Source organism: Pantoea sp. SGAir0175 (assembly GCF_043547855.1).
This window is the reverse complement of record NZ_CP028081.1, coordinates 2,492,125-2,516,710: the sequence shown is the minus strand read 5'-3', so window position 1 is coordinate 2,516,710 and position 24,586 is coordinate 2,492,125. Positions and strand designations below refer to the sequence as shown.

Genomic DNA, 24,586 nt, shown 5'->3' with positions numbered 1-24,586 from the left:
AAAGGGGCGCAAATCTTGTCGGTGGCCTGTTTTTCATAAGGAAAACCAGCGCCTGAAGGTGGAAGTGCTACAGAGTATTCAAAAATCCACACATCCCAGTCTGTCGTCCAGGCCGCAACCCGCAGCCCGCTAAGTGCCTGATTAAACATCACGTCTTACGCCATTGCTGCGTGTCCGTTTCATCCGGCAAAATACCTTAATTTCGCTCTTTTTCCTGCCTGACTCTTTCCAGGACAGAAACCTCTGCATTATTCCATTGCTTAGCAACTTATAGCAAGGCGACTTTTACCGAGCTGTGAAGTTTGTTCATCCTTAACCTGTTCATTTGCAGGGGTAATCATCGCATCGTTGAAAAAGCCAGCATTCTGGCCGCGTAACGCGGCGATAAAGTCAGAGTTAAGCACAGAAAAAGGGGTGGCGCTATCCGGGGACACTATTTAGAATCGCCGCCATGAAAACAGAGAATCCCGGCGTACAGTTTGTCGCCATCACGGCTGAAAATGCCGGTCAACGCATTGATAACTTTTTGCGCACCCAGCTGAAAGGAGTGCCGAAAAGCATGATTTACCGCATTCTGCGTAAAGGCGAGGTGCGGGTTAATAAGAAGCGCGTAAAACCTGAATACAAGCTGGAAGACGGCGACGAAGTGCGTGTGCCGCCGGTGCGCGTGGCCGAGCGTGAAGAGCAGGCGGTGTCGCCCAAACTGGATAAAGTAGCGGCGCTGGAGTCGTGCATTCTGTATGAAGACGATTATCTGCTGGTGCTGAACAAACCGTCCGGCACCGCGGTGCACGGCGGCAGCGGGCTGAGCTTCGGCGTGATTGAAGGGCTGCGCGCGCTGCGCCCGGAGGCGCGTTTCCTGGAACTGGTGCACCGTCTCGATCGTGACACGTCCGGCATTTTGCTGGTGGCGAAGAAGCGCTCGGCGCTGCGTTCACTGCACGAGCAGCTGCGTGAGAAGGGCATGCAGAAGGATTATCTGGCGCTGGTGCGCGGCGACTGGCCATCGCACCTGAAAGTGGTGCAGGCACCGCTGCTGAAAAACATTCTGCAAAGCGGCGAGCGCGTGGTGCGGGTCAGCGCCGAGGGCAAGCCGTCAGAAACGCGCTTTAAAGTTGAAGAACGTTTTGGCCTGGCGACATTAGTTAAAGCCAGTCCGGTGACCGGACGTACGCATCAGATTCGCGTGCATACCCTGCATGGCGGGCACCCGATTGCCTTTGACGATCGCTATGGCGATCGCGAATTCGATCGTCAGCTGGCACCAACCGGTCTGGCACGGCTGTTCCTGCATGCTGCCGCACTGACGTTTACCCATCCCAACACCGGCGAAAGCCTGCGTATGGAAGCGCCGCTGGATAAGGCACTGAAGTACTGCCTGTCCCAGCTGCGCCAGCAGAAAAAAGCCTGACAGCGTGTCATCAGCCCAGCGGGTTGATGCCCGCCTGCCTTAGCAGGTCATTCAGCGCGATCAGCGGTAAGCCAATCAGGCTATTGGGATCGCGCCCCTCCAGCCGTTCGAACAGACAAATCCCCAGTCCCTCACTTTTGAAACTGCCGGCGCACTGCAGCGGCTGCTCCAGCTCGACATAGCGCGCGATCTCTGCCGCGCTCAGTTGCCGAAAATGCACGGTAAAGGGTTCACACAGCACATGCTGCTGCGCGCTGGCGGGGTGAATCAGCGCCAGGCCGGTGTAAAAGGTAATGGCTTTGCCGCTCGCCAGCGCCAGCTGCTGGCAGGCGTTCTCTGCGGTATGCGGCTTGCCGGCGATGCGGCCGTCCAGGACACAGACCTGATCGGACCCAATGATCCAGTGCGCAGGATAGCGCGCGGCCAGCGCCTGCGCTTTGGCGATGGCCAGACGCTGCACCAGCTGCGGCGCGGCTTCTCCCGGCAGCGGCGTTTCATCGCTTTCAGGGGCGGCAGTGATAAACGGCAGGCCGAGCTTGCGCAGCAGCGCCTGACGGAACGGAGAGGTTGAGGCTAAAACCAGCGGTGTCATCATTTTTTTGCAGAAGTGATAGCGTAAAGATGACAGGCATTTTAAACTATGCGCCGCACTGGATGCGACTAACGGGTGAAAGATGCTGTAAACCGGCCTTTTTCTTTGACTCTATGACGTTACAAAGTTAATATGCGCGCCCTATGCAAAAGGTAAAATTACCCCTGACGCTCGATCCGGTCCGCGCCGCGCAAAAACGCCTGGATTATCACGGTGTTTACGCACCTGAATTGGTGGCGCGCCTGGCCGAAACGGTCGTGAGTGTGGACAGTGATGTGGAATGTGCCATGTCGTTTGCGGTTGACAACCAGCGCCTCGCGGTTCTGCAAGGAACAGCCGATGTGCAGGTAACGTTGTTATGTCAACGCTGCAACCAACCGTTCCCGCATGCTGTGCACGTAAGCTATTGCTTCAGTCCTGTCTCTTCTGATGAGCAGGCCGAGGCACTGCCGGAAGCCTACGAGCCGGTCGATGTCAACGATTTCGGTGAAATCGACCTGCTGGCGGTGATCGAAGATGAACTCATCCTCGCGCTGCCGGTCGTTCCGGTGCATGATTCTGAACACTGTGAAGTGTCCGACGCGGACATGGTCTTTGGCCAGCTGCCTGAAGAGGCGGAAAAACCAAACCCATTTGCCGTATTAGCCAGTTTAAAGCGTAAGTAATAGGAGTAAGGTCCATGGCCGTACAACAGAATAAACCAACCCGTTCTAAGCGTGGTATGCGTCGTTCGCACGATGCGCTGACCACTACCACTCTGTCAGTAGATAAAGTTTCTGGTGAAACTCATCTGCGTCACCATATCACTGCGGATGGTTACTACCGCGGTCGCAAGGTTATCACCAAGTAATTCTTTGCGGTTACGCAAGGCGATACCTTGACACGTTTGACCCTGGCAGTTGATGCCATGGGCGGGGACTTCGGTCCTTGCGTGACAGTGCCTGCAGCCTTGCAGGCACTGGCCTCTCATTCGCAGCTGGTTCTTCTTCTGGTCGGCGATCCCGACATCATCTCGTCATTTCTTGCCAAAGCGGATTCCTCGTTACTGGGGCGTGTGCAGGTAATCCCTGCCGAATCGGTTATTGCAAGTGATGCCAAACCCTCGCAGGCGATTCGTAACAGCCGCGGCAGCTCCATGCGTGTGGCGTTAGAGCTGGTGAAAGAGGGGAAAGCGCAGGCGTGCGTCAGTGCCGGCAATACCGGTGCGCTGATGGGCCTGGCAAAATTATTACTGAAGCCGCTGGATGGCATTGAGCGTCCGGCGTTGATGACCGTGCTGCCGCATCAGCAGCACGGCAAGACGGTGGTGCTGGATCTGGGCGCTAACGTTGATTCCGACAGTGAAATGCTGGTGCAGTTTGCCGTGATGGGTGCGGTGATGGCGGAAGAAGTGCTGGAAATCAGCCAGCCGCGCGTCGCGCTGCTCAACATCGGTCAGGAAGAGACGAAGGGGCTGGAGACGATCCGCGCCGCATCGGCGGTGCTGCGGGCCTCGCCGCAGATCAACTATATTGGTTACCTTGAGGGGAACGATCTCCTCACCGGCAAGACGGATGTGCTGGTCTGTGATGGCTTCGTGGGTAATGTCACGTTGAAGACCATGGAAGGCGTGGTAAGAATGTTTCTTTCTCTGCTCAAATCGTCAGGCGAAGGAAAAAAACGGGCCTGGTGGCTGAAATGGCTGGGACGCTGGATCCAAAAGCGTCTGGCTAAACGTTTCGGTCATCTCAACCCCGACCAGTACAATGGCGCTTGTCTGTTAGGATTGCGCGGGACAGTGATCAAGAGCCACGGCGCGGCGAATCAACGCGCGTTTGCCGTGGCGATAGAACAGGCAGAGCAGGCGGTGCGCAAGCAAGTTCCCGAGAGAATTGCCGCGCGCCTTGACGCTGTATTAGCCAGGAGTGACAAAGCGTAGATGTTTACCAAAATTATCGGTACGGGCAGCTATTTGCCTGAGCAGGTTCGCAGCAACGCGGACCTGGAAAAAATGGTGGAGACTTCGGACGAGTGGATTGTCACCCGGACCGGTATTCGTGAACGTCGCATTGCGGCACCGGATGAAACGGTAGCCAGCATGGGCTTCACCGCTGCCCAGCGTGCGCTGGAGATGGCGGGCGTGGCAGCCAGCGACGTTGGCCTGATCATCGTGGCAACCACCTCTTCCAGCCACGCCTTCCCGAGCTCAGCGTGTATGATTCAGCAGATGCTGGAAATCAACGACTGCGCCGCCTTCGATCTCGCAGCCGCCTGTGCCGGCTTTACCTATGCGCTGAGCGTGGCCGATCAATACATCAAAAACGGTGCGGTGAAGCACGCGCTGGTGATCGGCGCGGATGTGCTGGCTCGCACCCTCGATCCTGACGATCGCGGCACCATCATTCTGTTTGGTGATGGCGCGGGTGCCGTGGTGCTCGGCGCAAGTGAAGAAGCGGGCATCCTCTCCACGCATCTGCATGCCGATGGCCGCTACGGTAAGCTGCTGACGCTGCCGTACCAGGATCGCGCGCATCAGGATGAGCCGGCTTACCTCACCATGGCCGGCAACGAAGTGTTTAAGGTCGCGGTCACTGAGCTGGCGCATATCGTCGATGAAACGCTGCAGGCGAATAATCTCGATCGTGAACAGCTTGACTGGCTGGTGCCGCATCAGGCCAACCTGCGCATCATCAGCGCCACCGCCAAAAAGCTCGGCATGGGCATGGATAAAGTGGTGGTGACGCTGGATCGACACGGCAACACCTCGGCAGCGTCGGTGCCAAGCGCGCTGGACGAAGCGGTACGTGATGGCCGCATCAAGCCCGGACACCTGATTTTGCTCGAGGCCTTTGGTGGCGGTTTCACCTGGGGCTCGGCGCTGGTTCGCTTTTGATTGACAGGAACGCAAGATGACGCAAATTGCTTTTGTTTTCCCGGGACAGGGATCGCAGACCGTCGGCATGCTGGCCGATCTGGCAGCGGAAAATCCACAGGTTGAAGCCACTTTCCGTGAAGCTTCTGACGCGCTGGGTTACGACTTATGGCAGCTGGTCCAGCAGGGCCCGGCTGAAGAGCTGAATAAAACCTGGCAGACCCAGCCGGCGCTGCTGGCAGCCTCGGTCGCGATTTATCGCGTCTGGCAGAGCAAAAATGGCGCGCAGCCCGCGCTGATGGCCGGACACAGCCTCGGTGAATACTCTGCGCTGGTGTGTGCGGGCGTACTGAATTTTGCTGACGCCATCAAGCTGGTTGAACTGCGCGGCAAACTGATGCAGGAAGCGGTGCCGGAAGGCACGGGCGCCATGCAGGCGATTATCGGTCTCGACGACGCGGCAATTCGCAAAGCCTGTGAAGAGAGCGCGCAGGGCCAGGTGGTTTCGCCGGTCAACTTCAACTCGCCGGGCCAGGTGGTGATCGCCGGCAATAAAGAAGCGGTAGAACGTGCCGGTGCCGCCTGTAAAGCCGCAGGCGCCAAACGCGCGCTGCCGTTGCCGGTCAGCGTGCCGTCGCACTGTGCGCTGATGAAGCCGGCCGCTGATAAGCTGGCGGTGGCGCTGGAAAGCGTGACCTTCAATGCACCTTCGGTGCCGGTGGTGAATAACGTTGACGTTAAATGCGAAAGCGACGCTGCAGCAATCCGCAGCGCGCTGGTGCGTCAGCTGTACAGCCCGGTACGCTGGACTGAGGCGGTTGAGTTTATCGCTGCGCAGGGCGTGACCGTACTGCTGGAAATCGGCCCGGGTAAAGTGCTGACCGGCCTGACCAAACGAATTGTGGACAGCCTGACGGCTGCAGCGGTGAACGATCCGTCGTCACTGGCTGCGGCGCCTGGCCAGGAATAAGAGGAAAATCATGAGCTTTGAAGGTAAAGTAGCGCTGGTGACCGGCGCCAGCCGCGGTATCGGACGTGCCATCGCGGAAACGCTGGCGGCACGCGGTGCAAAAGTGGTGGGTACTGCCACCAGCGAAAGCGGCGCGGAAGCCATCAGTGCTTACCTCGGCGACAAGGGCAAAGGTCTGCTGCTGAACGTGACCGATGCGGCCTCTATTGAGAGCGTGCTCGAGAAAGTTCGCGCCGAATTTGGCGAAGTTGACATTTTGGTCAATAATGCAGGCATTACGCGTGACAATCTGCTGATGCGCATGAAAGACGATGAGTGGGCGGATATCCTCGATACCAACCTGACATCGGTGTTCCGCCTGTCGAAGGCGGTCATGCGTGCCATGATGAAAAAGCGCGTGGGCCGTATCATTACCATCGGTTCGGTAGTTGGAACCATGGGTAACGCGGGTCAGGCAAACTATGCTGCAGCAAAAGCAGGTTTGATTGGCTTTAGCAAATCACTGGCGCGAGAAGTTGCGTCACGTGGCATTACCGTAAACGTCGTGGCTCCGGGCTTTATTGAGACGGACATGACGCGTGCACTGAACGAAGATCAGCGCTCGGGCATTCTGGCAGAAGTGCCGGCAGGTCGTTTAGGCGACCCGCAGGAGATTGCCAATGCTGTTGCATTCTTAGCCTCTGACGAAGCCGCCTACATCACGGGTGAGACGCTGCACGTCAATGGCGGCATGTACATGGTCTGATAATCACGAAATCATTTGCATTATCTGCGGTAAACACCGCAGAATAACGCAAAATCGTGGTTCGACCAGCCGGGATTTTGTTGCATCTTTTTCAACATTTTATACACTACGAAAACCATCGCGAAAGCGAGTTTTGATAGGAAATTAAATAGTATGAGCGATATCGAACAACGCGTTAAGAAAATCGTAGCTGAGCAGCTGGGCGTTAAAGAAGACGAAGTGGTTAACGGCGCTTCTTTCGTTGAAGACCTGGGTGCAGATTCTCTTGACACCGTTGAGCTGGTAATGGCTCTGGAAGAAGAGTTTGATACTGAAATTCCAGACGAAGAAGCTGAGAAAATCACTACCGTTCAGGCAGCGATCGACTATATCAATAACCATAAAGGTTAATGAATATCTTCAGGCGGTCATTCGACCGCCTGAGTTTTATGTTTGCCCCACATAGCGTCATTATTTCCCTCCCTGGAGGACGAACGTGTCTAAGCGTCGTGTAGTTGTGACCGGTCTTGGCATGTTGTCTCCTGTCGGCAATACCGTAGAGTCTACCTGGCGTGCTCTCCTTGCCGGTCAGAGCGGCATTAACCTGATCGACCATTTTGATACCAGTGCCTACGCAACGCGTTTTGCGGGTCTGGTGAAAGATTTTAACTGCGATGAATACATCTCGCGCAAAGATCAACGCAAGATGGATGACTTCATCCAGTACGGCATTGTGGCCGGTATTCAGGCTATGGCGGACTCCGGTCTGGTCGTAACCGACGAGAATGCCGGACGCATCGGTGCGGCTATCGGTTCCGGCATCGGCGGTCTGGGTTTGATCGAAGATAACCATACCTCGCTGGTCAATGGCGGTCCGCGCAAAATCAGCCCATTCTTTGTGCCTTCAACCATCGTTAACATGGTCGCTGGCCACCTGACCATTATGTACGGCCTGAAAGGCCCGAGCATCTCGATTGCGACCGCCTGTACGTCTGGCGTGCACAATATTGGTCACGCTGCCCGTATCATCGCGTACAACGACGCGGATGTGATGCTGGCCGGCGGTGCTGAAAAAGCCAGTACGCCACTGGGCGTGGGCGGTTTCGGCGCGGCGCGTGCGCTCTCTACCCGTAACGACAATCCGCAGGCGGCGAGCCGTCCGTGGGATAAAGATCGTGACGGTTTCGTGCTGGGCGACGGTGCCGGTATTGTGGTACTGGAAGAGTACGAACACGCGAAGAAACGCGGTGCGAAGATTTATGCGGAAATCGTCGGTTTCGGCATGAGCAGCGACGCTTACCACATGACATCTCCACCGGAAGACGGTTCAGGTGCAGCCGCAGCGATGGTCAACGCGCTGCGTGATGCGCAGCTGGACCCGGCGCAGATTGGCTATGTTAACGCGCACGGCACCTCAACGCCGGCCGGTGACAAAGCCGAAGCGCAGGCGGTGAAGTCGGTGTTTGGTGCGGCCGCGCACAGCGTAATGGTCAGCTCGACCAAATCGATGACCGGTCACCTGCTGGGTGCGGCGGGCGCGGTAGAAGCGATTTACTCGATTCTTGCGCTGCGCGACCAGGCGGTTCCGCCCACCATCAACCTCGACAATCCTGACGAAGGTTGCGATCTGGATTTCGTGCCGCATACGGCGCGCCAGGTCAGCGGACTGGAGTACACGCTGTGTAACTCCTTCGGTTTCGGCGGCACCAACGGCTCGCTGATCTTCCGCAAGGTTTAAGCGCTATCCAGCCGAACAGAGGCCCGCAATGCGGGCCTTTTTTATATTTTGTCACGCAGTGGCGTGGAATGTTACGCGCCACAGTGCTATTCAACGCTGACGCCAGCGGCAGAGGAGAAGCGCATGTGGATTAACGGAGTCGCGCAGGACACCCTTTCTGCCCGCGACCGCGCGGTGCAGTTTGGTGACGGCTGTTTCACCACGGCGGCAGTCAAAGAGGGCCGCATCCAGCTGCTGGAAGCGCACCTGCAGCGTCTGGATGAGGGCTGTCAGCGCCTGCTGATGGCCGCGCCGGAGCGCACGTTACTGGCGGAGGAGATGCGCTGCGCCGCAGCGGGTCAGCGCGAAGCGGTGCTCAAAGTGATCCTGACGCCCGGCGCGGGCGGACGCGGTTACAGCCGTGCTGGCTGCACCCAGCCGACGCGCATTATTGCGCTTGCGCCCTGGCCGCACCATTACGCCACGCTGCAGCAGCAGGGCGCGCGGCTGGTGACCAGCCCGGTGCGGCTGGCACAGAATCCGTTGCTGGCCGGCATCAAACACCTTAACCGGCTGGAGCAGGTGCTGATTCGCCAGCAGCTGGAAGGGTGCGATGCTGACGAAGCGCTGGTGCTTGACACCGCCGGGACGGTAGTGGAATGCTGTGCGGCCAATTTATTCTGGCGCAGCGGTGAAACCATTTTCACGCCGCGCCTGGCGCTGGCTGGCGTTGATGGCATCATGCGTCGTTATCTGCTGGCGCAGCTGGCGCAGGCCGGTCACGACTGCCAGCAGGTGGAGGCCAGCCGAACGGCGGTGTTAAGCGCCGATGAAGTGGTAATCTGTAACGCGCTGATGCCAGTATTACCTGTGCGGCAAATTGACGACGTCACCTTTTCCGCACGCACGCTGTACCAGCAACTGCTCGCCAGTTGCCAGACGATGGAAGCATCATGACCCGAATGAAAAAAATAGTTGCCGGCGCCGTAGTCATCGCTGGCCTGGCTGCCGCATTGAGCTGCTGGCAGATTAAACGCTTTGCCGCGACGCCATTAACCATTCACCAGGAAACCCTGTATACCCTGCCGGCCGGCAGCGGTCGCGTGGTGCTGGAAGCGCAGCTGGAGAGCCAGCACATCATTCCGCAAAGCATCTGGTTTGGCCCGTTGCTGAAGCTGGAGCCCGATCTGGCTAACTTCAAAGCCGGGACGTATCGCCTTGAGAACGGCATGACGGTGCGCCAGCTACTGCAGTTGCTGGCCAGCGGCAAAGAGGCGCAATTTCCGCTGCGCTTTGTCGAGGGTTCCCGGCTGAAAGAGTGGCTGGCTGAGCTGCGTAAAGCCCCATACCTCAAACACACGCTGCCGGATGATGAATTTGCCAGCGTTGCGGCCGCGCTTAAGCTTGATGTCAGCCAGCTGGAAGGCGGTTTCTATCCGGATACCTATCTGTATACTGCCAACACCAGCGATGTGGCACTGCTGGAGCGGGCGCACGCGCGCATGAACAAGCTGGTGGATGAGATCTGGCAGGGGCGGATGGCCAGTCTGCCGTATAAAACACCGCAGCAGATGGTCACCATGGCGTCGATTATCGAAAAAGAGACCGGCGTCAGCGAAGAGCGCGCGCGCGTTGCTTCGGTATTCATCAATCGCCTGCGCACCGGTATGAAACTGCAGACCGATCCCACGGTGATCTACGGCATGGGCGACAGCTATACCGGTACGCTGACGCGTAAGGATCTTGAGACCCCGACCGCGTACAATACCTATACCATCAGCGGCCTGCCGCCGGGACCGATTGCCATGCCGGGGCGCGCCTCGCTGGAAGCGGCGGCTCACCCCGAGAAGACCAATTACCTCTATTTCGTCGCGGATGGCAAAGGCGGTCACACCTTTACCACCAATCTGGCCAGTCATAATAAAGCCGTGCAGGTTTACCGGCTGGCGATGAAGGAAAAAAATGAAAAGTAAGTTTATCGTCATCGAAGGGCTGGAAGGCGCCGGCAAAACCACCGCGCGTGAGGCGGTGGTTGCGGTCCTGCATGAGCAGGGCATTGAAGACGTGGTCTTTACCCGTGAGCCGGGCGGCACGCCTTTAGCCGAACAGCTGCGCGTGCTGGTGAAACAGGGCATTGATGGCGAACAGGTGAGTGATAAAGCCGAGCTGCTGATGCTGTATGCCGCGCGGGTGCAGCTGGTAGAAAACGTCATTAAACCGGCGCTGGCACGCGGTGCCTGGGTGGTGGGCGATCGTCACGATCTTTCGTCGCAGGCGTATCAGGGCGGTGGCCGCGGGCTCGACACCCAGCTGATGACCACGCTGCGCGATGCGGTACTGGGCGATTTTCGTCCCGACCTGACGCTCTATCTCGACGTCACGCCGGAGATTGGCCTGCAGCGTGCCCGGGCGCGCGGCGAACTGGATCGCATTGAGCAGGAGTCGCTGAACTTTTTTACCCGCACCCGCGAACGCTATCAGGCGCTGGCCGCTGCCGATCCAACCATCAAAAGCATCGATGCGACACAGCCAATTGATAATGTGACAGCGTCACTTAAAGCCGTGCTGCGTCAGTGGCTGGCAGGTCAGGCGGCATGAACTGGTATCCGTGGCTGAACCAGCCGTACCGACAGATCATTGCCCGCCATCAGAGTGGACAGGCACATCATGCGCTGCTGATTCAGGCCATCGACGGCATGGGCGACGATGCGCTGGTGTGGGGCGTCAGCCGCTGGCTGATGTGTCAGCAGCCGCAGGGACTGAAAAGCTGCGGTCAGTGCCACGGCTGCCAGCTGATGCAGGCAAACACCCATCCGGACTGGTATCGGCTGGAAGCGGAAAAGGGGAAAGCCTCGCTCGGCATTGATGCGGTTCGCGACGTCAGTGAGAAGCTGTACCATTTTGCCCAGCAGGGTGGCGCGAAAATTGTCTGGCTGCCGGATGCGACGCAACTGACCGAAGCCGCCGCCAACGCGCTCCTGAAAACGCTGGAAGAGCCGCCCGCCAACTGCTGGTTTTTCCTCAGCGTGCGCGAGCCGTCGCGACTGCTGGCCACGCTGCGCAGCCGCTGTATGACGTGGCATCTGTCGCCGCCGGAAGAGACGCACAGCCTGCAATGGCTGCAGAAACAGCAGCCGCAGCCGGAAGCGATTCTGCGCGCGGCGCTGCGTCTGAGCAACGGGGCACCTGCTGCGGCGCTGGCCTTGTTACAGCCGGACCGCTGGCAGGCACGGCAAACGCTGTGCGACAGCCTGAACAGCGCACTGAGCGGCGATATTCTGCAGCTATTGCCGGCGCTCAACAGCGACGATGTGGCGGTTCGCCTCGGCTGGCTGCTTTCGCTGCTGGTGGATGCGATGAAAGTGCAGCAGGGCGCCAGCAACTGGCTGAGTAATGGCGATCGCCCGGACGTGGTGACGCAGCTGGCGCAGCAGTTCAGCAGCAGCGCGCTGAATGCCAGCGTGCAGCAGTGGCTGCAGTGTCGCGAGCAGCTGCTGCACGTAGCGGCGCTTAATCGTGAACTGATTCTGACCGACTGTCTGCTTGCCTGGGGACGTTTGCTGTCTCCCGCGACGGTCGGCTAAGAGTAAAAGAGAGATCTATGTTTATTGTTGATTCGCACTGCCATCTTGATGGCCTTGATTATGAAACCCAGCACCGCGATCTGGATGACGTGATTGCCAAAGCGGCGGCGCGGGATGTGAAATTCATGCTGGCGATTGCCACCACGCTGCCGGATTACTACAAAATCAAACAGCTGGTCGGCGATCGCGACAACATCGCGCTGGCCTGCGGCGTGCATCCGCTCAATCAGGAAACGCCGTATGACGTGGAAGAGTTTCGCCGTCTGGCGGCGGAAGAGCAGGTGATTGCACTGGGCGAAACCGGGCTGGATTATTTTTACCAGCAGGAGACCAAAGCGCAGCAGCAGGCCTCGTTCCGTGAGCACATCCGCACCGGCATTGCGCTGAACAAGCCGATTATTGTGCACACCCGCGATGCGCGCGAAGACACGCTGGCCATTCTGCGTGAAGAGCAGGTAGAGCGGTGCGGCGGCGTGCTGCACTGTTTCACGGAAGACAAAGAGACGGCGGCGCAGCTGCTGGATCTTGGGTTCTACATCTCCTTCTCCGGCATTGTGACCTTTCGCAACGCTGAACAGATCCGCGAAGCAGCGCGCTATGTACCGCTGAATCGCATTCTGGTTGAAACCGATTCACCCTATCTGGCACCAGTACCGCATCGCGGCAAAGAAAACCAGCCGGCCTTCACCCGCGACGTAGCTGAGTATATGGCCGTGGTGAAGGGCGTCGATCTTGCTACCCTGGCGGCCGCCACCACGGAAAACTTCTCCCGCCTGTTTAAGGTGCCGATGAGCCGACTCGGCGGCTAACGCGCTTTATTTCAAACTCTGTAATTAATCTGAAATCACTCATCTGCGCTGCGTGTTTCGCGGCGCAGGCAGTGATTTATTGCTGTTTATAGCAGCAAGTCAGTAAGAAATGACTGAAATTTCAGCGCTGTGTTTGGTGAAACGTGATAGCCGTCAAAGTAACGTGTCGTCATTTATTTTACCCTTCGTAATAAATCAAAAGACGCTCAGCGTCACCCCGGCTAAGGATCCTCCCCCTTTGCCATGCGCACTGCGCTAAAAAATGCACTCATACTCAGGAGCTTCTATGTTCAAGAACGCATTTGCGAACCTGCAAAAGGTAGGTAAATCGCTGATGTTGCCGGTATCGGTTCTGCCGATTGCCGGTATTTTGTTAGGTGTTGGTTCTGCTAACTTCAGCTGGCTGCCGGAAGTGGTTTCCCACGTGATGGCCGAAGCGGGTGGTTCAGTATTTGCTAACATGCCGCTGATCTTTGCGATCGGTGTGGCACTGGGCTTTACCAATAACGACGGCGTGTCGGCGCTGGCCGCCGTGGTCGCCTACGGCATTATGGTGAAAACCCTGGCTGTGGTCGCGCCGCTGGTGCTGCATCTGCCGGCAGCTGAGATCGAAGCCAAACACCTCGCCGATACCGGGGTGCTGGGCGGCATTATTGCCGGTTCGATTGCGGCCTACATGTTCAACCGTTTCTACCGCATCAAGCTGCCGGAATACCTCGGCTTCTTCGCCGGTAAGCGCTTTGTGCCGATCATTTCCGGTCTGACCGCGATTTTCACCGGTGTGGTGCTGTCCTTCATCTGGCCACCTATTGGTACCGCGATTCAGGACTTTTCGCAGTGGGCGGCCTATCAGAACCCGGTGGTGGCGTTCGGTATTTACGGTGTAGTTGAGCGTGCGCTGGTGCCGTTTGGTCTGCATCACATCTGGAACGTTCCTTTCCAGATGCAGATTGGTGAATTCACCAACGCGGCTGGTCAGGTCTTCCACGGTGACATTCCGCGCTACATGGCGGGTGACCCGACTGCCGGTAAACTGTCTGGCGGCTTCCTGTTCAAGATGTACGGTCTGCCGGCTGCGGCTATCGCCATCTGGCATTCTGCTAAACCTGAAAACCGCGCCAAAGTGGGCGGTATCATGATCTCCGCCGCGCTGACCTCGTTCCTGACCGGTATCACCGAGCCGATCGAGTTCTCGTTCATGTTCGTGGCACCGATCCTGTACGTGATCCACGCCATCCTGGCGGGCCTGGCGTTCCCAATCTGTATTCTGCTGGGCATGCGTGATGGCACCAGCTTCTCACACGGTCTGATCGACTTCATCGTGCTGAGCGGCAACAGCAGCAAAATCTGGCTGTTCCCGATTGTCGGTATCATCTACGGTCTGGTGTACTACACCGTGTTCCGCGTGCTGATCGCAAAACTGAATCTGAAAACCCCGGGTCGTGAAGATACGGCCATGGAGCAGAGCAGCGCGACCGGCAGTGAAATGGCGGGCAAGCTGGTCACGGCGTTCGGTGGTAAAGAGAACATCACTAACCTTGATGCCTGTATTACCCGTCTGCGCGTCAGCGTGGCGGACGTAGCGAAGGTGGATCAGGCTGAACTGAAAAACCTCGGCGCGCGTGGTGTGGTGGTGGCCGGTTCCGGTGTGCAGGCGATTTTCGGCACCAAGTCCGATAACCTGAAAACCGAGATGGATGATTATATCCGCAGTATGTAAGTGACATGACTTCAGGCCGGGCCGGTGCGGTGAAGCGGCGTCAGATCGTAAAGACGCCAACACCATCCCTGGGGCTCGGCCCGCGACATCCCTGTCGCGGGACGCTTTACTCCTCTGCCGCCGCTTCACCGCACTGCAACTTCGGTGCGACAAAACCCCTCATCCGAGGGGTTTTTTATTTTACTGCCGCCAGACACCGCCGGCCGCGCCGCGCCAGCGTGAAAAAGTGATGCAAAGGCAGCCATTTAATGAAGAAAAGTGGTCCTGAGGTTGAAAGAAACGGAATTCCTCACGCATACTGCCTGACTGAACTCAGGCTTAAGGAACTGCACCATGGCTGAAGAAACCATTTTCAGTAAAATCATTCGTCGCGAAATTCCCGCCGACGTGGTTTATCAGGACGAACTGGTCACCGCCTTCCGCGATATCGCGCCCAAAGCGCCTACCCACATACTGATTGTCCCCAATGTACTGATTCCGACCGCCAACGATGTACAGGCGGCGCATGAGCAGGCGCTGGGCCGCATGGTTACCGCCGCCGCAAAAATTGCCCGCGATGAAGGCATCGCCGAGGATGGCTATCGCCTGATCATCAACTGCAACCGTCACGGTGGGCAGGAGGTTTACCACATTCATATGCACCTGGTCGGCGGACAGCCGCTGGGCCCGATGCTGGCCATCTAACCTCAGGCGGACCTTGTGATGCGTCAATGGCTGAGCGGCTTGCTGTTGCTGACCCTGGTGGGCTGCAGCAGCGATAAGCCGATGATCAACACCTCCCAGTCGCTGGTGATGGAGTCTGCCGTACTGTCGGCGGGCATCATCACCGATGAGCCCGCGCTGACCAGCCGTGACGGCCAGCAGCGCGCCGCCAGCGTGCTGCAAAATCTGCGTGAAACGCCGGTCACCGTCCACTATCGTTTCTACTGGTACGATGACAAAGGGCTGGAGATTGAGCCGCAGGAGCCGGCGCAGACTCAAACCGTACCGGCGCACGGCAGCGTAGAAGTGGCCTCGCAAATGGGTAACCCGACCGCCAGCAAGGTGCGTCTCTATCTTTATCTTTGAGGAGTAACCTGTGATTCGCAGTGTACAACGTTCCGGCGCGCTACTGTTTGCGCTGATGCTCACCGGTTGTGTGGTGAAACAACAAACCCCGGCGCCGGTTGAACCGACGCAGCCGACCACGCCAACCCAGCCAGAACAACCGCCCGCGCAGCCAGTGCCGCCGCCGCAAACTGTGCCGCAGCCGCCGAAGCTGAAAACCATCAACTGGAACGCCAGCGTCCAGCCGTTAGTCGCCAATATGGTGCAGTCGGCGGGCGTCAATCCGGGCAGCGTGCTGCTGGTGGATCGCATCAAAAACAGCACCAACGGCTCGCTGCAAACGGAAAAAGCCACGGCAGCGATTGAGAACGCGCTGGCCAATAACGGCAAGTTCAGCCTGGTCTCAAACGATCAGCTCAATCAGGCGAAGCAAACGCTCGGCCTGTCGCCAGAGGATAGCCTCAACTCGCGCAGCAAAGCGATTGGCCTGGCGCGCATCGTCAACGCGCAGTATGTGCTGTACAGCAACGCGCAGGGCGATGTGAAAGCCCCTGCGCTGCAGATGCAGCTGATGCTGGTGCAGACCGGCGAAATCATCTGGTCGGGCAACGGCGTTGCACAACCCTGATCCCCGGCTGCAGCATCTGGTTCAGCAACAATGGCCGACGGCGCAAGCTGCCGGTCATTTTTTCGCGCTGCCAGGACTGAGCGGTAACAGCGTGCAGGTACGCAGCGATCAGGGCGATCTGCTGGCGCGCCGGACGCCGCCACAGCCCATCCCGTTTGTCGATCGTCAGCGCGAATACCGCATCCTGCGTCAGTTGCGTACTACGGCGCTGGCGCCGCAGCCGCTGACGTGGCAGGCGCCGTGGCTGCTGCAGCGCTGGCTGCCGGGCGAGGTGCTGTCGCCGGATCAGTTCAGCGCGCAGCGCGCAGCGGTGCTGACGCTGCTGCTGCGCCTGCATCACCAGCCGCTGACCGGTTATCGCTTACGGCTGGCACCGCTGCTGCAGCGCTACTGGCAGCTATGTCAGCAGCGGCACTGGCGCTGGCAGCGGCGCTTAAACCAGTTGCTGCAGCGCGGCGAACCGTCGCCGCTGCGGCTGGCACCGCTGCACATGGACGTCCACCCTGGCAATCTGATTGCCACACCGGATGGCCTGCGTTTAATTGACTGGGAATATGCTGCGGATGGCGATGTGGCGCTGGAGCTGGCCGCTGTCGGCGCGGTGGATGGCGCTGAACACGATTACTGGATAACCGACTATGCCGCCGAGGCGCGGCTGTCGGCAATGGCGCTGCGGCGTCAAAGCCGGCGCTGGCAGCCTTGGCTGCAGCTGCTGATGGCCAGCTGGTATCAGCTGCGCGCCGAGCAGAGCCACGACCAAACATTGCAACGGCTGGCGCAGGCCAGCTGGCAGGATCTTTAATTCAGGAACCGAAACATGACGATGACAACGCCCGGACCGCTGATGCTGGACGTCGAAGGCTACGAGCTGGACGCCGAAGAGCGCGAAATTCTGCAACATCCGCTGACAGGCGGACTGATCCTGTTCGCCCGCAACTTCCATGATGTTGCGCAGCTGGCGGAGCTGGTACGCCAGATTCGCGCGGCGTCGCGCAACCGGCTGCTGGTGGCGGTCGATCAGGAAGGCGGACGCGTGCAGCGCTTCCGCGACGGTTTTACCCAGTTGCCGGCGATGCAATCGTTCGCCGCGCTGCACGACATGACACGCGCTGGCGAGCTGGCGCAGCAGGCCGGCTGGCAAATGGCGGCCGAAATGATCGCCATGGACATCGATATCAGCTTTGCGCCGGTGCTGGACATCGGCCACATCAGCGCGGCCATCGGCGATCGCGCTTTCCACGCCGATCCGGCGATTGCGCTGCAGATGGCGCGCCAGTTTATCCACGGCATGCACGAAGCCGGCATGAAAACCACCGGCAAGCACTTCCCGGGCCACGGCGCGGTCAGCGCGGATTCGCACAAAGAGACACCGCGCGACACGCGCGATGCGGCCACGCTGCGCCAGCACGACATGGCAATCTTCCAGCAGCTGATTGATGAGCAGCTGCTGGATGCGGTGATGCCCGCGCATATTATCTATACTGAAGTGGACCCGCTGCCAGCCAGTGGTTCGCCTTACTGGCTGCAAACGGTGCTGCGGCAGGAGCTGGGCTTCAACGGGGTGATCTTCTCAGACGATCTGTCGATGGAGGGCGCGGCGGTGATGGGCAGCTACGCGGAACGGGCTCAGCAGTCGCTGAATGCCGGCTGCGATATGATCCTGGTGTGCAATCAGCGTGCTGGCGCGGTGAGCGTGCTGGATAATTTGACGCCGATCCAGGCGACGCGCGTCACGCAGTTATACCATCAGGGACGTTTTGACCGTCAGAGTTTGCAGGCCAGCGAGCGCTGGCGGCAAAATCACCGTCAGCTCAGTGACCTGCAGGATCGCTGGCTGGCGCACAAAGCGTCGGGCAGATAATCGCCGCTGCCCGGATCTCACTCCACGCTGAGGATAATCATGATCATCTATCTGCACGGTTTTGATTCCAACAGTCCGGGCAACCATGAAAAGGTGCTGCAGCTGCAGTTTATTGACCCGGACGTCAGACTTATTAGCTACAGCACCCGCCATCCGAAACACGATATGCAGTTTCTGCTGAAAGAGTGCGACAAACTGCTCCAGCAGGGCAGCGATGCGCATCCGTTGATTTGTGGCGTCGGCCTGGGCGGCTACTGGGCAGAACGCATCGGCTTCCTTTGCGGCATGCGCCAGGTGATATTCAATCCCAACCTGTTTCCCGATGAAAACATGGAAGGCAAGATCGACCGGCCGGAAGAGTATCTTGATATCGCCACCAAATGCGTCAGCAACTTCCGTGAAAAGAACCGCGACCGCTGCCTGACCATTTTGTCACGTCACGATGAAGCGCTGGATAATCAGCGCAGCGCGGCCGCATTGCACCCGTACTATGAGATCGTGTGGGACGAGGAGGCCAGCCACAAATTCAAAAATATTGCCCCGCATCTGCAACGCATCAAAGCGTTCAAAACCCTTGCCTGAGTGCTGGTGCGCCGTGTGATGCGGCGCACAAAACGTGTAACATTCTGATAATGCAGTGCAAAGATTGATGTACATCAATTTTCTTATGTCCGGATGATTATGCCGTGCTATTCTGCCCTCAGCTCGCGATTAAATGTCGCCAACCCTATGTTTATTAAGGTTTTATATAACCATTAATTAACTTTTGGTTTACAACTTTGAGGGGGTCTTCATTGACTACAAGCATGGAAAAAATCGTCATCGTCGGTGGCGGTGCCGGAGGGCTGGAGCTGGCAACGCAGCTCGGCCATAAACTCGGCCGCAAAAAAAAGGCGGAGATCATCCTGGTCGATCGTAACCACAGCCATCTGTGGAAACCGCTGCTGCATGAAGTGGCGACCGGTTCGATGGATGAAGGTATTGATGCGCTCAGCTATCTGGCGCATGCGCGCAACCACGGTTTCCAGTTCCAGCTGGGTTCGCTGACGCAAATTAATCGCGACACTAAAACCATTGAACTGGCTGAGATCCGCGACGCGGAGGGTGGGCTGCTGGTACCGCAGCGCGAACTGGCGTATGACCGTCTGGTGATGGCGCTGGGCAGCACCTCGAACGATTTCGGCACGCCAGGCGTGAAAGATCACTGCATCTTCCTCGACAACCCGCATCAGGCGCGTCGGTTCCACAATGAGATGCTCAACCTGTTCCTGCGCTTCTCTGCCAGCGAAGGGCAGCTGCAGAAAGTTAATATCGCCATTGTCGGCGGCGGCGCGACCGGCGTCGAGCTGTCGGCAGAACTGTATAACGCAGTGAAACAGCTGCACAGCTACGGCTATAAAGGTCTCGACAGCAGCGCGCTCAACGTTACGCTGGTGGAAGCCGGCGAGCGTATTCTGCCTGCGTTGCCACCGCGCATCTCCGCAGCGGCGCACCAGGAGCTGAGCAAGCTTGGCGTGCGCGTACTGACGCAAACCATGGTCACCAGCGCAGCAGCCAACGGTCTGAATACCAAAGGGGGCGAATTCATCGAAGCCGATCTGATGGTGTGGGCGGCCGGTATTAAAGCGCCAGACTTCATGAAAGAGATTGGCGGGCTGGAGACCAACCGCATTAATCAGCTGGTGGTCAAAGAGACGCTGCAGACCACGCTGGACGACGATATTTACGCCATCGGCGACTGCGCATCCTGCGCGCTGCCGGGCGGCGGATTCGTGCCGCCGCGCGCGCAGTCGGCGCACCAGATGGCGTCGCGTGCGCTGGACAACATTCTCGCCCAGCGCAAAGGCAAGCCGCTCAAAGCCTACGTGTATAAAGATCACGGCTCGCTGGTGTCGCTGTCCCGCTTCAGTACCGTCGGCAGCCTGATGGGGAACCTGATGCGCGGTTCGATGATGGTGGAAGGGCGTATTGCGCGTTTTGTCTACATCTCCTTGTACCGTATGCACCAGATTGCGCTCCATGGATACTTCAAGACCGGTCTGATGATGCTGGTCGGCAGCCTCAACCGCGTGCTGCGTCCGCGTCTCAAACTGCATTAATCGCTGGCGGGCGGTCACCCCCGCCCGCTGCGTGCCCGGCTGCCGTAACCGGCTGATTGCCGTTCATTCAGCGCCAGGTTACGGTGCAATGACACTGCCGCTCAGAACTCTCCTAAAAGCTGGTCCTGCTGGCTTTCCGCTGCGTTTCCTCCATTAATCTGATGTTGCATTTTCGGACCATCTGTAAAACTTATGCCAACGAACACGGCGCGGCGCGCACGCCGGTTATGCCTCGGTAACCCGGGATCGGGTTGCGGCAGGAATGCGCGGTAACAACTTCAGGAGGACATTCCTGTGAATAAATCAATGTTAGCGGGTATTGGAATCGGCGTAGCAGCAGCGTTGGGCGTGGCCGCCGTCGCCAGCATGGATGTGTTTGATCGTGGCCCGCAGTATGCTCAGGTGCTTTCGGCAACGCCAATCAAAGAGAGCATCAAGCAGCCGCGTCAGGAGTGCCGCAACGTTACCCTCACGCACCGTCGTCCGGTGCAGGATGAGAACCGCATCGCCGGTTCCGTACTGGGTGCCGTGGCCGGTGGGGTGATTGGTCACCAGTTCGGCGGTGGCCGCGGCCGGGATATCGCGACCGTAGCCGGTGCGCTGGCAGGCGGCTACGGCGGTAACCAGGTACAGGGTGCGCTGCAGGATCGTGACACTTACACCACCAGCGAGCAGCGCTGCAAAACCGTGTACGATAAACAGGAAAAAATGCTGGGTTATGACGTGACCTATAAAATAGGCGACCAGCAGGGCAAAATCCGCATGGAGAATGACCCTGGCACCCGCATCCCGCTCGACCGTAATGGTCAGCTGATCCTGAATTCGAATCAGGCCTGATTGGGCAAAGCTACTTCACAGCAGCAGTAACAAAAAAAGCGCCGCAAGGCGCTTTTTTTATGCTCAGGCTCCCGCACCGTACGCAGCAGCGCGTCGCATAGCGCTGCTGCGTAACGGCTGGGCGATCAAACCCGGTTCTTCGCCAGCTCGGCGACGAAATTCTGCACCCATTCCATGCGCGTTTTGCGTTCGCTCAGATCGCGGGTGAATTTCAGTCGCGTCGGACCATCCAGCTTCCACTGCTTGGCATCTTTCTGCAGCAGGCCGATCAGCCAGCCGGGATCGACCTGATTCTGCGGCGCGAACTCAAAAAAGCCGCCTTTTTCGCTGGCTTCGATTTTACGCAGCCCCAGCTGGCGCGCCACCAGACGCAGCGCGGCGATGTCCAGCAGGTTACGCGCGGCGTCGGGCAGCTTGCCGAAGCGGTCAATCATCTCAATTTTCAGCTCAGCCAGCTCCTGTTCATCGGCCGCACTGGCGATGCGTTTATACAGCGACAGGCGCGTATTGACGTCCGGAATAAAATCATCCGGCAACAGGGCAGGCATGCGCAGCTCAATCTCGGTCTGATTGCTGGTGAGATCTTCCAGCGACGGTTCACGTCCGGCCTTCAGCGCATCCACCGCGTTTTCCAGCAGCTCCATGTAGAGCGTGAAACCAATGGTCTCCATCTGACCGCTCTGATCTTCACCCAGCAGTTCACCGGCACCGCGAATCTCCAGATCGTGCGTCGCCAGCGCAAAGCCAGCGCCCAGATCCTCCAGCGAGGCAATCGCTTCCAGTCGCTTCTGGGCATCGGTGGTCATCGCTTTCGGGTGCGGTGTCAGCAGCCAGGCATAGGCCTGATGATGCGAACGGCCGACGCGGCCACGCAGCTGATGCAGCTGCGCCAGACCGAAATGGTCGGCGCGCTCAATGATGATGGTATTGGCGCTCGGCACATCGATCCCGGTTTCGATGATGGTGGTGCACACCAGCACGTTGAAACGCTGGTGGTGGAAATCGTTCATCACCCGTTCCAGATCGCGCTCACGCATCTGACCGTGGCCGATGGCGATGCGCGCTTCCGGCACCAGCTCGGCCAGCCGCTGCGCTGCTTTCTCGATGTTCTCGACGTCGTTGTAGAGATAGTAAACCTGGCCGCCGCGCAGCACTTCACGCAGGATCGCTTCGCGCACCACCAGGCTGTCATACTCGCGCACGAAGGTTTTCACCGCCAGACGGCGCGCCGGTGGCGTGGCGATAATCGACAGATCGCGCATGCCGCTCATCGCCATGTTCAGGGTGCGCGGAATCGGCGTTGCGGTGAGCGTCAGAATATCGACGTCAGCGCGCATCGCTTTAATGCGCTCTTTGTGACGCACGCCGAAACGGTGCTCTTCATCGACGATCAGCAAACCGAGATCGCGCCACTTCAAATCGCTCATCAGCAGCTTGTGGGTGCCGATCAGAATATCAATTTTGCCCTCGCTGGCCTGTTCCAGCACCTGCGCCTGCTCTTTGGCGCTGCGGAAGCGCGACAGCATTTCAATGCGCACCGGCCAGTTGGCGAAGCGGTCGCGGAAGTTATCGTAATGCTGCTGCGCCAGCAGGGTAGTTGGCACCAGCACCGCCACCTGTTTGCCGTTCTCCACCGCAAGGAAGGCAGCCCGCATCGCCACTTCGGTTTTACCAAAGCCAACATCGCCGCACACCAGGCGGTCCATGGCCAGCGGCTGGCACATATCGCTGAGCACGGCGTTAATTGCCTGCGCCTGATCCGGCGTGGTTTCAAACGGAAAACCTTCGCAGAACAGCTGATACTGCTCGCGGTCGTGCTTAAAGGCAAAGCCGGCCTTGGCCGCGCGCTGGGCGTAGATGTCCAGCAGTTCAGCGGCCACGTCACGCACTTTCTCCGCCGCTTTCTGCCGCGCGCGTGACCAGGCATCGCTGCCCAGTTTGTGCAGCGGCGCATTTTCATCGGCGCCGCCGGCGTAACGGCTGATCAGATGCAACGATGACACCGGAACGTAAAGTTTGGCATCGCCGGCATAGGAGAGCATCAGATACTCGGCCACGATACCGCCGGCTTCCAGCGTGGTCAGGCCGATGTAGCGGCCCACACCGTGTTCAAGATGCACCACCGGCTGGCCCGGGTGCAGCTCGGCGAGGTTACGAATCAGTACATCCGGATTGATGGTGCGGCGATTGTCCTGACGCCGCCGGCTGACGCGCTCGCCGAGCAGATCGCTTTCGCAAATCAGCGCGCGCTGGCGCTGGGTGTCGATAAAACCGCGCTCGCTAGCGCCAATCATCAGGCTGTACGGCTGCTCATCGGCCTGCTCGAAGCGATCAATCGGCTGCGGGCGCAGTTTGATGCGGGACAGCAGCTCCTGCAGGCTCTCGCGGCGACCTTCGCTTTCTACCGAGAAAATCACCTGACCGGTAAACTGTTCGAGGAACTGACGCAGCAGATCGAGCGGCGCTTTGGCCTGCGCCTGCACCGTCAGCTCCGGCAATGGCTGATAGCCCAGATTACTGTTCGCGGCTTTCTCCGGCAGCGTTTCAGCGCTGAGCTGCATGCGCGGCCAGTTTTTCAGCTCGCTCAGCAGCGCATCCGGGCGCAGCCACAGCGTGGCCGGTTCCAGCAGCGGGCGCATAGGATCGATGCGACGATTTTCATAGCGTGCGTTAGCATCCTGCCAGAAACGTTCAGCGCTGGCGTGCAGATCGCCGCTGTTCAGCACCAGCGTGCTGGCGGGCAGATAGCTAAACAGGGTAGGCAGTTCCTGCTCGAAAAACAGCGGCTGCCAGTACTCAATCCCGGCCGGCAGCGTGCCTTTGCTCACCTGCTGATAGACGTGCTCGGGTTCGCGCCGCACGTCGAAGGTTTCACGCCAGCGGCTGCGGAACAGCTCAATGGCCGCTTTGTCGGTGGGAAATTCATGCGCCGGCAGCAGGTTGATGGCGCTCACCGCCTCCAGCGTGCGCTGTGAGTCGACGTCAAACAGGCGCAGACTATCGATCTCATCATCAAAGAAATCGATGCGGTAAGGCTGATCGCTGCCCATCGGGAACAGGTCGAGCAGCGCGCCGCGCGTCGCGTACTCGCCATGCTCCATCACCTGATCGACATGGCGATAACCGGCCTGCTCCAGCTGGTCGCGCAGGGCATCGCGCGACAGTTTCTGGCCCTGCTGCATCACCAGCGCATGGCCGTGCAGGAAGCTGTGCGGGCAAACGCGCTGCATCAGCGTATTGACCGGCAGAATCAGCATGCCGCGCGTCAGGGTGGGCAGCTGGTACAGCGTAGAAAGACGGGCGGAAATAATGTCCTGATGGGGCGAGAAGCTGTCGTAGGGCAGTGTTTCCCAGTCAGCAAGGTTGGTGACCGGCAGATCGGTAAACTGCCTGATCTCCTCCTGCAGCCGCAGGGCCGATTGCATATCCGGGGTGATCATTAACACCGGACCGCTGTGGCGTTCGGTGATGCTGGCACACTCAACCGCCTGCGCGGCGCCGACCAGCTGACCGAGCTGACGATGGTCGCCTGCTTTAGCAGGCAGGGTATAACGACGCTGTTCCGACATAAGGTCCGACATTCTCTCCTCAGTTTCCAGGGCGTCATCATTCCACATTCCGCCGTGAGGATCATCTCTCCTTTCTGAGTTTATGTCAGGGTGCATGAATGCGCACCTTACCTCAGCGGCACCCTGAAGGGCCGCCAGTATGGCCAGTTGCCAGGTCGTCATTGATG

General features: G+C 58.8%; 25 protein-coding genes. 23 read left to right on the top strand and 2 right to left on the bottom strand.

Annotated features, from left to right (window positions below):
• Nucleotides 1–451: 451 nt before the first annotated feature.
• Nucleotides 452–1,411: a 23S rRNA pseudouridine(955/2504/2580) synthase RluC gene (gene rluC, locus C1N56_RS11730; RefSeq protein WP_394516678.1), complete on the top strand. Its 960-nt coding sequence runs from the start codon at nt 452–454 to the stop codon at nt 1,409–1,411.
• A 10-nt stretch (nt 1,412–1,421) separates the two neighbouring features.
• Here the strand turns inward: rluC and C1N56_RS11725 are convergent, their stop codons facing one another.
• On the bottom strand, nt 1,422–2,003 hold the full coding sequence (locus tag C1N56_RS11725; RefSeq protein ID WP_394517471.1) for a Maf family protein: 582 nt from the start codon (nt 2,001–2,003) through the stop codon (nt 1,422–1,424).
• A gap of 143 nt (nt 2,004–2,146) precedes the next feature.
• Here C1N56_RS11725 and yceD point away from each other — a divergent pair, with 143 nt between their 5' ends.
• The 22 genes from yceD to C1N56_RS11615 all read left to right on the top strand — a co-directional run bounded on the left by yceD (nt 2,147) and on the right by C1N56_RS11615 (nt 20,850).
• Complete coding sequence (gene yceD / locus C1N56_RS11720; RefSeq protein ID WP_058759469.1) at nt 2,147–2,668, top strand: 23S rRNA accumulation protein YceD; 522 nt, start codon at nt 2,147–2,149, stop codon at nt 2,666–2,668.
• A gap of 14 nt (nt 2,669–2,682) precedes the next feature.
• Nucleotides 2,683–2,853 carry a 50S ribosomal protein L32 gene (rpmF, locus tag C1N56_RS11715; RefSeq protein ID WP_016192161.1) on the top strand — a complete coding sequence of 57 codons (171 nt, stop codon included), beginning with the start codon at nt 2,683–2,685 and terminating at the stop codon, nt 2,851–2,853.
• A gap of 27 nt (nt 2,854–2,880) precedes the next feature.
• On the top strand, nt 2,881–3,921 hold the full coding sequence (gene plsX / locus C1N56_RS11710) for a phosphate acyltransferase PlsX (protein WP_058759470.1): 1,041 nt from the start codon (nt 2,881–2,883) through the stop codon (nt 3,919–3,921).
• Nucleotides 3,922–4,875 (top strand): beta-ketoacyl-ACP synthase III, encoded by a 954-nt coding sequence (locus tag C1N56_RS11705; protein WP_021506407.1) that lies wholly within the window; start codon nt 3,922–3,924, stop codon nt 4,873–4,875.
• Between the two features lie 16 nt (nt 4,876–4,891).
• Complete coding sequence (gene fabD, locus C1N56_RS11700) at nt 4,892–5,824, top strand: ACP S-malonyltransferase (protein ID WP_058775428.1); 933 nt, start codon at nt 4,892–4,894, stop codon at nt 5,822–5,824.
• Nucleotides 5,825–5,834: 10 nt separating this feature from the next.
• Nucleotides 5,835–6,569, top strand: coding sequence for a 3-oxoacyl-ACP reductase FabG (fabG, locus tag C1N56_RS11695; RefSeq protein WP_021506405.1), 735 nt, complete (start codon nt 5,835–5,837; stop codon nt 6,567–6,569).
• 153 nt (nt 6,570–6,722) lie between these two features.
• Nucleotides 6,723–6,959, top strand: a complete 237-nt coding sequence (gene acpP / locus C1N56_RS11690; protein ID WP_010617251.1) for an acyl carrier protein — start codon at nt 6,723–6,725, stop codon at nt 6,957–6,959.
• A gap of 85 nt (nt 6,960–7,044) precedes the next feature.
• Nucleotides 7,045–8,286, top strand: coding sequence for a beta-ketoacyl-ACP synthase II (fabF, locus tag C1N56_RS11685; RefSeq protein ID WP_058769628.1), 1,242 nt, complete (start codon nt 7,045–7,047; stop codon nt 8,284–8,286).
• Between the two features lie 123 nt (nt 8,287–8,409).
• On the top strand, nt 8,410–9,222 hold the full coding sequence (gene pabC, locus C1N56_RS11680) for an aminodeoxychorismate lyase (RefSeq protein ID WP_278426534.1): 813 nt from the start codon (nt 8,410–8,412) through the stop codon (nt 9,220–9,222).
• Nucleotides 9,219–10,238, top strand: coding sequence for an endolytic transglycosylase MltG (mltG, locus tag C1N56_RS11675; protein WP_394516677.1), 1,020 nt, complete (start codon nt 9,219–9,221; stop codon nt 10,236–10,238). The genes pabC and mltG overlap by 4 nt, the downstream gene beginning before the upstream one ends.
• The gene (gene tmk, locus C1N56_RS11670; protein ID WP_238560984.1) at nt 10,228–10,863 is read left to right on the top strand and encodes a dTMP kinase; all 636 of its coding nucleotides are present in this window, start codon (nt 10,228–10,230) and stop codon (nt 10,861–10,863) included. The genes mltG and tmk overlap by 11 nt, the downstream gene beginning before the upstream one ends.
• Entirely contained in the window at nt 10,860–11,849 is a 990-nt protein-coding gene (gene holB / locus C1N56_RS11665; RefSeq protein WP_315655797.1) for a DNA polymerase III subunit delta', read from the top strand. The genes tmk and holB overlap by 4 nt, the downstream gene beginning before the upstream one ends.
• Before the next feature lie 17 nt (nt 11,850–11,866).
• A complete protein-coding gene (locus tag C1N56_RS11660; RefSeq protein ID WP_394516676.1) occupies nt 11,867–12,658 on the top strand; it encodes a metal-dependent hydrolase in 792 nt (263 codons plus the stop codon).
• 286 nt (nt 12,659–12,944) lie between these two features.
• Complete coding sequence (ptsG, locus tag C1N56_RS11655; protein WP_021506398.1) at nt 12,945–14,378, top strand: PTS glucose transporter subunit IIBC; 1,434 nt, start codon at nt 12,945–12,947, stop codon at nt 14,376–14,378.
• 333 nt (nt 14,379–14,711) lie between these two features.
• Nucleotides 14,712–15,062, top strand: coding sequence for a purine nucleoside phosphoramidase (gene hinT, locus C1N56_RS11650; protein WP_021506397.1), 351 nt, complete (start codon nt 14,712–14,714; stop codon nt 15,060–15,062).
• 18 nt (nt 15,063–15,080) lie between these two features.
• On the top strand, nt 15,081–15,446 hold the full coding sequence (locus tag C1N56_RS11645; RefSeq protein ID WP_021506396.1) for a YcfL family protein: 366 nt from the start codon (nt 15,081–15,083) through the stop codon (nt 15,444–15,446).
• A gap of 10 nt (nt 15,447–15,456) precedes the next feature.
• Entirely contained in the window at nt 15,457–16,053 is a 597-nt protein-coding gene (gene lpoB / locus C1N56_RS11640; RefSeq protein WP_021506395.1) for a penicillin-binding protein activator LpoB, read from the top strand.
• Entirely contained in the window at nt 16,040–16,855 is an 816-nt protein-coding gene (gene thiK / locus C1N56_RS11635) for a thiamine kinase (protein ID WP_394516675.1), read from the top strand. The genes lpoB and thiK overlap by 14 nt, the downstream gene beginning before the upstream one ends.
• A 15-nt stretch (nt 16,856–16,870) precedes the next feature.
• The gene (gene nagZ / locus C1N56_RS11630; protein ID WP_394516674.1) at nt 16,871–17,914 is read left to right on the top strand and encodes a beta-N-acetylhexosaminidase; all 1,044 of its coding nucleotides are present in this window, start codon (nt 16,871–16,873) and stop codon (nt 17,912–17,914) included.
• Nucleotides 17,915–17,953: 39 nt separating this feature from the next.
• Nucleotides 17,954–18,496: an alpha/beta hydrolase YcfP gene (ycfP, locus tag C1N56_RS11625; RefSeq protein WP_264248597.1), complete on the top strand. Its 543-nt coding sequence runs from the start codon at nt 17,954–17,956 to the stop codon at nt 18,494–18,496.
• Between the two features lie 212 nt (nt 18,497–18,708).
• A complete protein-coding gene (locus tag C1N56_RS11620; protein ID WP_127833926.1) occupies nt 18,709–20,013 on the top strand; it encodes an NAD(P)/FAD-dependent oxidoreductase in 1,305 nt (434 codons plus the stop codon).
• A gap of 294 nt (nt 20,014–20,307) precedes the next feature.
• A complete protein-coding gene (locus C1N56_RS11615; protein ID WP_031279257.1) occupies nt 20,308–20,850 on the top strand; it encodes a glycine zipper 2TM domain-containing protein in 543 nt (180 codons plus the stop codon).
• 125 nt (nt 20,851–20,975) lie between these two features.
• Here the strand turns inward: C1N56_RS11615 and mfd are convergent, their stop codons facing one another.
• Nucleotides 20,976–24,419 carry a transcription-repair coupling factor gene (mfd, locus tag C1N56_RS11610; RefSeq protein WP_021506389.1) on the bottom strand — a complete coding sequence of 1,148 codons (3,444 nt, stop codon included), beginning with the start codon at nt 24,417–24,419 and terminating at the stop codon, nt 20,976–20,978.
• Nucleotides 24,420–24,586 lie beyond the last annotated feature (167 nt).

Excerpts from the sequence above, each read along its gene's own strand:
- rluC (WP_394516678.1), top strand. The coding sequence starts at position 452 with ATGAAAACAGAGAATCCCGGCGTACAGTTTGTCGCCATCACGGCTGAA.
- C1N56_RS11725 (WP_394517471.1), bottom strand. The coding sequence starts at position 2,003 with ATGACACCGCTGGTTTTAGCCTCAACCTCTCCGTTCCGTCAGGCGCTG.
- yceD (WP_058759469.1), top strand. The coding sequence starts at position 2,147 with ATGCAAAAGGTAAAATTACCCCTGACGCTCGATCCGGTCCGCGCCGCG.
- rpmF (WP_016192161.1), top strand. The coding sequence starts at position 2,683 with ATGGCCGTACAACAGAATAAACCAACCCGTTCTAAGCGTGGTATGCGT.
- C1N56_RS11705 (WP_021506407.1), top strand. The coding sequence starts at position 3,922 with ATGTTTACCAAAATTATCGGTACGGGCAGCTATTTGCCTGAGCAGGTT.
- fabD (WP_058775428.1), top strand. The coding sequence starts at position 4,892 with ATGACGCAAATTGCTTTTGTTTTCCCGGGACAGGGATCGCAGACCGTC.
- fabG (WP_021506405.1), top strand. The coding sequence starts at position 5,835 with ATGAGCTTTGAAGGTAAAGTAGCGCTGGTGACCGGCGCCAGCCGCGGT.
- acpP (WP_010617251.1), top strand. The coding sequence starts at position 6,723 with ATGAGCGATATCGAACAACGCGTTAAGAAAATCGTAGCTGAGCAGCTG.
- pabC (WP_278426534.1), top strand. The coding sequence starts at position 8,410 with ATGTGGATTAACGGAGTCGCGCAGGACACCCTTTCTGCCCGCGACCGC.
- mltG (WP_394516677.1), top strand. The coding sequence starts at position 9,219 with ATGACCCGAATGAAAAAAATAGTTGCCGGCGCCGTAGTCATCGCTGGC.
- tmk (WP_238560984.1), top strand. The coding sequence starts at position 10,228 with ATGAAAAGTAAGTTTATCGTCATCGAAGGGCTGGAAGGCGCCGGCAAA.
- holB (WP_315655797.1), top strand. The coding sequence starts at position 10,860 with ATGAACTGGTATCCGTGGCTGAACCAGCCGTACCGACAGATCATTGCC.
- C1N56_RS11660 (WP_394516676.1), top strand. The coding sequence starts at position 11,867 with ATGTTTATTGTTGATTCGCACTGCCATCTTGATGGCCTTGATTATGAA.
- ptsG (WP_021506398.1), top strand. The coding sequence starts at position 12,945 with ATGTTCAAGAACGCATTTGCGAACCTGCAAAAGGTAGGTAAATCGCTG.
- hinT (WP_021506397.1), top strand. The coding sequence starts at position 14,712 with ATGGCTGAAGAAACCATTTTCAGTAAAATCATTCGTCGCGAAATTCCC.
- C1N56_RS11645 (WP_021506396.1), top strand. The coding sequence starts at position 15,081 with ATGCGTCAATGGCTGAGCGGCTTGCTGTTGCTGACCCTGGTGGGCTGC.
- nagZ (WP_394516674.1), top strand. The coding sequence starts at position 16,871 with ATGACGATGACAACGCCCGGACCGCTGATGCTGGACGTCGAAGGCTAC.
- ycfP (WP_264248597.1), top strand. The coding sequence starts at position 17,954 with ATGATCATCTATCTGCACGGTTTTGATTCCAACAGTCCGGGCAACCAT.
- mfd (WP_021506389.1), bottom strand. The coding sequence starts at position 24,419 with ATGTCGGAACAGCGTCGTTATACCCTGCCTGCTAAAGCAGGCGACCAT.